This is a genomic window from Pseudomonas sp. PS02290, from assembly GCF_029960075.1.
Classification (GTDB): domain Bacteria; phylum Pseudomonadota; class Gammaproteobacteria; order Pseudomonadales; family Pseudomonadaceae; genus Aquipseudomonas.
Map to the genome: position 1 here is coordinate 67,425 of NZ_JASCOY010000020.1, position 7,948 is coordinate 75,372.

Below are 7,948 nucleotides of genomic sequence, written 5' to 3' on the forward strand. Positions count from 1 at the left end.
GCAGTAGGTAGGTACCGGAGAAAAAGCGCACTGATCGTTTCGCAGTTGTTTGGCTGCCCGATCGGCGTTGACACCCAGGCACTGCGGCCCGTCCGCCTGAGTCGTTTCTGGAAGCACCCACTGCCATAAAAATAAAAGCACATGGAGTAGCGTCGATGACATCAGCTAACCAGTTCTGGCGCCGGGCTAAATTGCCCCTGGCCGTCAGCCTCGCTTCCACGCTCGCCGGCCCTGCATTCGGCGTCAGTTTCAATATCGGAGAAATCGAAGGCAACTTCGACTCGTCGCTCTCAATAGGGGCAAGCTGGTCCACCCAGAACGCCAACAAGAACCTGATCGGCTCCAACAACGGCGGTCACGGTCTTTCGCAAACCTCCGACGACGGTCACTTGAACTTCAAAAGCGGCGAAACGTTTTCGAAGATCTTCAAGGGCATCCACGATCTTGAACTGAAATACGGCGACACCGGTGTGTTCCTGCGGGGCAAGTACTGGTACGACTTCGAGCTCAAGGACGAAAGCCGTGACTTCAAGGACATCAGCGATTCCGGCCGCAAGGAAGGCGCCAAATCCTCAGGTTTCGAGCTGCTCGACGCATTCGTCTATCACAACTACTCCATTGCCGATGAGCCGGGCTCGGTGCGTCTGGGCAAGCAAGTCGTCAGTTGGGGTGAAAGTACCTTCATCCAGGGCGGCATCAACAGCATCAACCCGGTCGACGTGTCCGCGTTCCGTCGCCCTGGCTCGGAAATCAAGGAAGGCCTGATTCCGGTCAACATGTTCTACCTGTCGCAAAGCCTGACCGAAAACCTCTCGGCTGAAGGCTTTTACCAGCTGGAATGGGACCAGACGGTCGTCGACAACTGCGGCACTTTCTTCTCGCAACCGGACGTGATCGCGGACGGCTGCAACAGCAACCTGGCCGTACTGCGTACCCGCAACAGCCTCAATGCGGCGCTGCCTGCCGCGTTGCGTGGCCCCGTTCAGAACACGCTGGCTGCGCGCGGCGTGAACTTTGGTAATCCTGACGAGGGCGCAGTGGTCGCCCGAGGCCCTGATCGCGATGCCCGGGACAGTGGCCAGTATGGCCTGGCCATGCACTACAACTTCGAGCCGCTGGACACCGAGTTCGGCGCCTATTACATGAACTACCACAGCCGTCTGCCGATCTTCAGCGGCAAGGGCGGTCCGGCAAGCGCCTACAGCGCAGCGGGCCTGGTTGGAGGTCTGGCGGCAAACGGCGTTCCTCGAGGCGTCGCGGCGGCCCTCGCGCCAACCCTGTTGCCCGTCGTGGTCGCTGCCAACTCCAGCTACTACGTTGAATACCCGGAAGACATTCACCTGTTCGGCCTGAGCTTCTCCACCACCTTGCCCACCGGCACGGCGTGGAGCGGCGAAGTCAGCTATCGCCCTAACGCACCGGTGCAGTTGAACACCACCGACATCCTGTATTCCGGCCTGTCGCCGCTGAACTCGAACGTGTCGCTGCTGCAGGGCGCACCCGGCCAGGACCAGAAAGGCTATCGCCGCAAGGAAATCAGCCAGGCGCAGACCACCTTCACGCACTTCTTCGACCAAGTGATGGGCGCCGAACGTCTGACCGTGGTGGGTGAGGTGGGCTGGACCCACGTCGGCGGGCTGGAAAGCACCTCGAAACTGCGTTATGGCCGCGACCCGAGCTATGGCCCGGGCCCGCTGCCAGGCGGTCAATGTCAGACCCTCAACGCCAGCACCCTGGGCACTGCCGCGCAGAACAACCTTAGCCGCTATTGCGAAAACGATGGCTTCACCACCACCGATTCGTGGGGTTACCGCGCCCGCGCCATCTGGGATTACAACAACGTCTTCGCCGGGGTGAACCTGCGTCCGAGCGTGGCCTGGTCCCACGACGTCGACGGCTACTCGCCAGGTCCTGGCGGCAACTTCGAGGAAGGTCGCAAGGCCGTGAGTCTGGGCCTCGACGCCGAGTACCAGAACACCTACACCGCCAACCTTTCCTACACCAACTTCTTCGACGGCAAGTACACCACCGTGGACGACCGCGACTTCGTAGCGCTCAGCTTCGGCATGAACTTCTAAGGACAATAATGAAAATGAAAATCACGAAGGGTCTGTTGCAGGTTGGCGTGTTGGGTCTGTCGTTGTTGGCGACCAGCGTGATGGCTGCGGTGTCCGACGCCGAAGCCGCCAAGCTGGGCACCACGCTGACGCCGATGGGCGCGGAAAAAGCCGGCAACGCTGCCAACACCATTCCGGCCTGGAGCCCGATGCCGACCAATGCCGGCGCCGTGGACGACAAAGGCTTCCTGGCCAACCCGTACGCCAACGAAAAAGCGCAGTTCACCATCACTGCGCAGAACGTGGATCAGTACAAGGACAAACTTGCCCCGGGCCAGTACGCGATGTTCAAGCGGTACCCGGACACCTACAAGATGCCGGTCTACCCGTCCCATCGTGGCGCGACTGTGCCCGCTGACGTATTCGCCGCCATCAAGAAAAACGCCACCAACACCAAACTGGTGGGTGGCGGCAACGGCCTGGAGAATTTCGAAACCGCAGTGCCGTTCCCGATTCCGAAGGATGGCCTTGAGGTCATCTGGAACCACATCACCCGTTATCGCGGCGGCAGCGTCTCGCGTCTGGTTACCCAGGCCACGCCGCAGACCAACGGCTCGTTCAACCCGGTGTACTTCCACGACGAGTTCGTCTTCCGCGACAAGATGAAGGATTTCGATCCGAAGAACCCGGGCAACATCCTGTTCTACTTCAAACAGGAAGTAACGGCGCCGGCGCGTCTGGCAGGTTCCGTACTGCTGGTGCACGAAACCCTCGACCAGGTCAAAGAGCCGCGCGCGGCGTGGGTCTATAACGCCGGGCAGCGTCGCGTACGTCGTGCGCCACAAGTGTCCTACGACGGGCCGGGCACCGCCGCCGATGGCCTGCGCACCTCCGACAACCTCGACATGTTCAACGGCGCGCCAGACCGCTACGACTGGAAGCTGATCGGCAAACAAGAAATGTACATCGCCTCTGATAGCTACAAGCTCGACGATCCGAAGCTGAAATACACCGACATCATCAAGGCCGGCCACATCAATCAGGACCTGGCGCGCTATGAACTGCGTCGCGTCTGGCACGTGACTGCCACGCTGAAAGAAGGCCAGCGTCACATCTACGCCAAACGTGACTTCTTCATCGACGAAGACACCTGGCAGGCAGCGGTGATCGATCACTACGACGGCCGTGGTCAACTGTGGCGCGTGGCTGAAGCCCACGCCGAAAACTACTACGACAAACAAGTGCCGTGGTATGCCCTCGAAGCCCTGTACGACCTGCAGTCCGGCCGTTACCTGGCGCTGGGCATGAAGAACGAAGAGAAAAAAGCCTATGACTTCGGCTTCACCGCCACTGTCAGCGACTTCCAGCCCAACGCGCTGCGTCAGGAAGGCGTGCGCTAACGGCTGACCGAACAAGCGGAGAGCGTGCAACGTTGATCACAGCTACAGCGCACTGAAGTCCTCCGCTGTTTCACCCTATGGCTGAACCCCATAGCGCAGAAAGGAAACACCCCGAATGGTCGGGGTGTTTTTTTTGACCAAGGTTTGCGTCCACAGGACGCTGTTCCTCTTTATGCGTGGATCATGGCGGAAATGAAAAATGCGGTGCTCGAACCGAGCCGTCATCCAGCTCCTTTATCGCAACATTCTTCAGATGCTCCGAGCCGAACGAGTTCGCGGTGCAGGTTTTGCTCATGATGGTTTTGTTGAGCTTGAGTACCTCTAGAAACGCTTTGGCACCGAAGGTTTGTTGAGGCACACCTACGACATATCCGTACTCACCCGTGCGAAATCCAAAATAGGTGGTGTATGTCGCCTTATCTACCCACCGAAAAAGCGGGCGGGTTGCTCGGAATGTTTGCGTCATCTCATCCTTTTCAGGCGTCCCGAATCGATAGGTGATGGTTTCTTTGTCGGCACTGCTGCATAGAGAGACTGACCGCTGCTTTTGCTCATCAAGACGGCAACCGGCAATGAGGGTTTCGTTTTTGACGCAACTGACGTCTTCACTGGCGAGAACTGACACGCTTATCAGAATCGTAACTGTGAATCCGAGGCTCAAAATCGACTTGATGCATGTACTTCTTTGATTCACTCTTTTCATTCTTCGGACTCATTCAGCTCGACGCTTACTTGACCAAGGAAATACCAGGCCATCAATGTCCGCATGTGCCCCGCAAATACCCAGGCCTAACGCGGTTGGTCGACATTTCTCGACGAGATGATCAGCGCTGCATCCGTTCGGATCATCCGTACTCGTCCGTGCGCGGTTTCGTAAATCAGGTGTCGGCCAGCTTCTTTCATGAGAAATGAAAACGCACAGACATGCTGATTGGCCTGGGTGCTTTCAAGCGTCACCAGATAGTCCTCACCTTTTTTGCGTACTTCTAAACTGTCGTTGAAAACGTCTGAGCAGTCAGATCCGTTCTCTGGCGAGGTGCAAAGCAAACTGCCTACTCTGAACGTACCCTCCCAAGAGAAGTTAGCTTGTGCGTTGGTGGACGAACTCGCTACAGCAACTGTCGTTGCGCAACCGACACCAATAATGGCGAAACGCTTGGGAAGTGCCGCCATCCACACGCTGCATCTCATATAAAGCACTCTCCTAAAATTCGGCATATGCAGGTAGTATCTGGAGCAGGGTTTACTTGTAGCCAAGTGATTTTAAATTTTCAGGAACTGCGTATCCTTGCTTGTATTCAAGCGTGTATGAGTTGGTCTTCTGCCCCAGGGTAGTGGTCTCACAGTTGGCTTCAGCTCCAAACGATCTTGTATTTCTCACCGTCTCTCTGACGACGATGTCAGCGTAATTCTCTCGCGACTGCTGCATTGCCAGAGTCATGTGCCTTTCTTGAAAGCTTCCAGCGCAGTGCGTGTCCCATTCACCAACCCGCTCTTGGACAGTGAGTCCTTTCAATACATTGTTCAATCCGTTGTCACCTAAGCTGTATAGACTCAGCGAGGTCGAACCGTATGGATTTGGCTGTGACGATCCTTCCCACAAAGTCCGGATCCCGAACGCAATGTTATTTTTATCTAATCGGTAATTTGCCGTGTCTATCGTTATTCCATAACTATTGATTGCGCCTGCGTCGAGAGTCACTTTCTCACGGGTTGTGCCCACGATGCTTTGCGTAGAGGGGTCTATGATCACTAAATCCATGTCAGCAATTACATCTGTTTTGATGGCGGTTGCGAAAATCAGTAATCCGGTGGCCGGCCATCGCTTACAAACTGTCTCGTGCTCGGTAGGCGCATAGCCTACATAGCGTTCAGTGAGAAGAGCCTCATATTCCTCAAGACAGGCTGCTTCGGTGGCCGCGCTTGTCAGCATCAACAGTATTGCTGGCAACCCTTTTATGAGCCCGGTCCGTGTGCCGTTTTTGGCGGCCCCGCGAAAGTGCCTTCTTATATTTTCTGGACGTATCATTCTAAAATTCCGCTCGCCCAGATTCTTTCGAAATTCTTGACGCGATTTCGTCTACTCTTGGTGCCTTTGTTGACGATATCGGTTACCAGGTTTACAACGTCCGGCATCGCTCCCTTGTCCGCAATTTCATATATCTTCTTGCTCAGCCAGAAGTTTATCGCTGATCGCGTTGCGTATCTCATGTGGGTGAGCAGATCCGGGTTTTCTACAAAGTTTACTTTGTCTTCAGGCCAGTTGTGCTGGTTCTCGACATGCCAGTCGTTGAAAACTTTATAGTTATGAAGACCTGTTAATTGCTTGAGCCCGCGCCCGCGGTATTTCCAGCCATCACCGCTGGCGTGGCCTCTGTTGCCCAGTTCACTTCGTGCTCCGTAGGCACCGTTCGCGATCGCTTCAAAATCTGATTGGGACATAGGAAAACCATCTTCCTTTATCCTCCCATGCTTTTTATAGTATCCGTGTTTTTTAGCTTCGTTCGGTCGAGTCCTGAAGTAGCTAAAAAGTGCTATAAGTGCATCGGCGCTGTAAGTTAGATCTTCACTGACACTTAATCCTTCGCCTGTCTCCTCCAATATCTGAGCGAAAAAGTGAGCGCGTCTTAAGGGGGTGTCAAGTTTGTAAACTTCAATTTTTGCATTAAGCTCGTCGGCGATTGTGGTCAAGTCCTTATGCCGATTTGAGTCCAGCCGGGGATAAAGCTTAAGCATCGCTTCCAGGCTGAACGTGAATCCACTTCCTTGAAAGCTACTGATCAGCCCCACCGGATGCAGATGATGGACTTTCCCATCTACAGGCAACCCAAGCCGTCCGGCCACCTCGGCCCACCAACTCATCGCCTTGATCCGCTCCTTCTCCGCCAACCAGTTCAGGTTAGGCGTCGAGCCGCCATGCCCCAGCAAGTCGTCCAGCGCATCCCACTTGCCCGGGACGTGATGCCATTCGCTTTGGTAGCGAACTATCAACTGCGAAATCGACTGCGCGTGGGCTGACAATCTCAGTGCGGCTTGTATCTCGCTGCCGCTGAGCTTGTCGTCAAGGTTGCGGTCAATGATGTCGCACAGGCGCTTTTTGATCGGGCCTTGGTCGGCTCTGTCAGCCGCCGCGCCGTGGCGAGTGACCTCGTCCTCTTTAAAACGCCCCGATGCACGCATAAAAGACGCCAGCATGCTCCGCGGCGAATCGTAGTCGGCGAGGGTCTCGTAGCCTTCCCACGACCAAGGACTGAGCCACGGCGTCACGCCGACTTCTTCACGCACCCAACCGTCGAGCAGGTTGTTGTCGGCGTCGTGCAGCAGCCCATCCAGGCGATACCAGTTGCACGCTTTGCTGTCGGCACTGGCAGGCACCGCGATTTTTCGCTCGGCCGGCAAACCGTCGAGCAAACTTTTGGGAAGCAACAATTGCGCGGCGCTGAGCGTGTCTGCCGCCTTCAACGTCGGCGGCTTTTTGCTGCTGAACGTGCCCTGATGCGCGACCACGGGTGTGCCTTTGACGAGTTTCAGCCAAGTCCTGCTGCTGGCGGGCAGTTTGTCTGCCCAAAGGCGGCTCAGGCGCAGGAACGTTTTTACGTCGCCCGCGCTGAACACCTCCAGGTGCAGACGATTCTCCGGGTAATCGACGGCGCCTTCGTGATATCGGCCCATGTGCCCGATCAGTTCACCGGCCTTGATCGCAACCGGCTTATCCAGAACGACAACGCTGCCCCGCGCTTCCGGCTCGACCGCACCGCTCTGCAACGAAGCGAAGTGCACGTATTGATTGACCCACTCCAGCTTGCGAAACCGGCCCGTACCACTGACCGTCACCTCGGTGCCTGGGTATAGCGTGCCGATCTCGTTGCCTTTGCGAACCATTGGCTGAGCACGGACGTTCAGGGGCGTCTCGGAAACGACCCGATGCTGCTCGCCCGCCATGGGTCGCAGGAAGTCGGCGCAGACATAACCTCGCAACCCGCCGCTGGCGTCTTTCAGGTGATCAGGGCCGGGGGTGTTTTCAAGCTTGCGATAAGTGCCTTTGCCGCTGACCTGGACTTCCGCACCACGCGGCAGCCAGCCGATGATCGCGCCCTTGCTCGCTTTGTTGCGCACGTTCAGTCCGCGTTGCCCGGGATAGTCCCCATGGATGTCGTTAACGTCGACGCGAACCTGAAGGGTGGATCCGGATTTCCAGAATCCTGGCCTGACGACAGCCGAGTCTTTTTCGTACGCCGCCCAATCCCGCAAATGCATGTAGAGACTGTGAATAATCAGACTCGGCGGCGTGTCCGTGCTGCCCTTGACGGCAGGCGGCTGCAAGCGGTGTCGCACCAGCACGAAATTCCGCGAGAACGGCTTTGAAACGAGCTGTTTATTGACGAAATACGTCGTGTCAGGCGACTGCTCATCAATGCGATAGGCCACCACTTCACCGTCCGCGATGCAGTGCACGCTCGACTGGTCCAGCGTGCCCGCCGTTCCCGCATC

At 56.7% G+C, this 7,948-nt stretch carries 6 protein-coding genes; 2 read left to right on the plus strand and 4 right to left on the minus strand.

Annotated features, from left to right (window positions below; translation table 11 throughout):
- The first annotated feature begins 155 nt into the window (after window positions 1-155).
- A complete protein-coding gene (locus QMX88_RS12060; RefSeq protein WP_192174914.1) occupies window positions 156-2,078 on the plus strand; it encodes a DUF1302 domain-containing protein in 1,923 nt (640 codons plus the stop codon).
- Window positions 2,079-2,092: 14 nt separating this feature from the next.
- On the plus strand, window positions 2,093-3,457 hold the full coding sequence (locus QMX88_RS12065) for a DUF1329 domain-containing protein (protein ID WP_192174913.1): 1,365 nt from the start codon (window positions 2,093-2,095) through the stop codon (window positions 3,455-3,457).
- Window positions 3,458-3,638: 181 nt separating this feature from the next.
- Here the strand turns inward: QMX88_RS12065 and QMX88_RS12070 are convergent, their stop codons facing one another.
- The 4 genes from QMX88_RS12070 to QMX88_RS12085 all read right to left on the minus strand — a co-directional run.
- Window positions 3,639-4,160 carry a hypothetical protein gene (locus tag QMX88_RS12070; protein ID WP_282369531.1) on the minus strand — a complete coding sequence of 174 codons (522 nt, stop codon included), beginning with the start codon at window positions 4,158-4,160 and terminating at the stop codon, window positions 3,639-3,641.
- A gap of 86 nt (window positions 4,161-4,246) precedes the next feature.
- Window positions 4,247-4,630, minus strand: a complete 384-nt coding sequence (locus QMX88_RS12075) for a hypothetical protein (protein WP_282369533.1) — start codon at window positions 4,628-4,630, stop codon at window positions 4,247-4,249.
- A 70-nt stretch (window positions 4,631-4,700) separates the two neighbouring features.
- A complete protein-coding gene (locus QMX88_RS12080) occupies window positions 4,701-5,486 on the minus strand; it encodes a hypothetical protein (RefSeq protein ID WP_282369535.1) in 786 nt (261 codons plus the stop codon).
- Window positions 5,483-7,948 (minus strand): hypothetical protein (locus tag QMX88_RS12085; protein WP_282369536.1); only part of this gene is annotated, 2,466 nt, incomplete at its 5' end. The genes QMX88_RS12085 and QMX88_RS12080, both read right to left, overlap by 4 nt.

Coding starts and splice junctions, on each gene's coding strand:
- QMX88_RS12070 (WP_282369531.1), bottom strand. CDS start 4,160: ATGAAAAGAGTGAATCAAAGAAGTACATGCATCAAGTCGATTTTGAGC.
- QMX88_RS12075 (WP_282369533.1), bottom strand. CDS start 4,630: ATGGCGGCACTTCCCAAGCGTTTCGCCATTATTGGTGTCGGTTGCGCA.
- QMX88_RS12060 (WP_192174914.1), top strand. CDS start 156: ATGACATCAGCTAACCAGTTCTGGCGCCGGGCTAAATTGCCCCTGGCC.
- QMX88_RS12065 (WP_192174913.1), top strand. CDS start 2,093: ATGAAAATCACGAAGGGTCTGTTGCAGGTTGGCGTGTTGGGTCTGTCG.
- QMX88_RS12080 (WP_282369535.1), bottom strand. CDS start 5,486: ATGATACGTCCAGAAAATATAAGAAGGCACTTTCGCGGGGCCGCCAAA.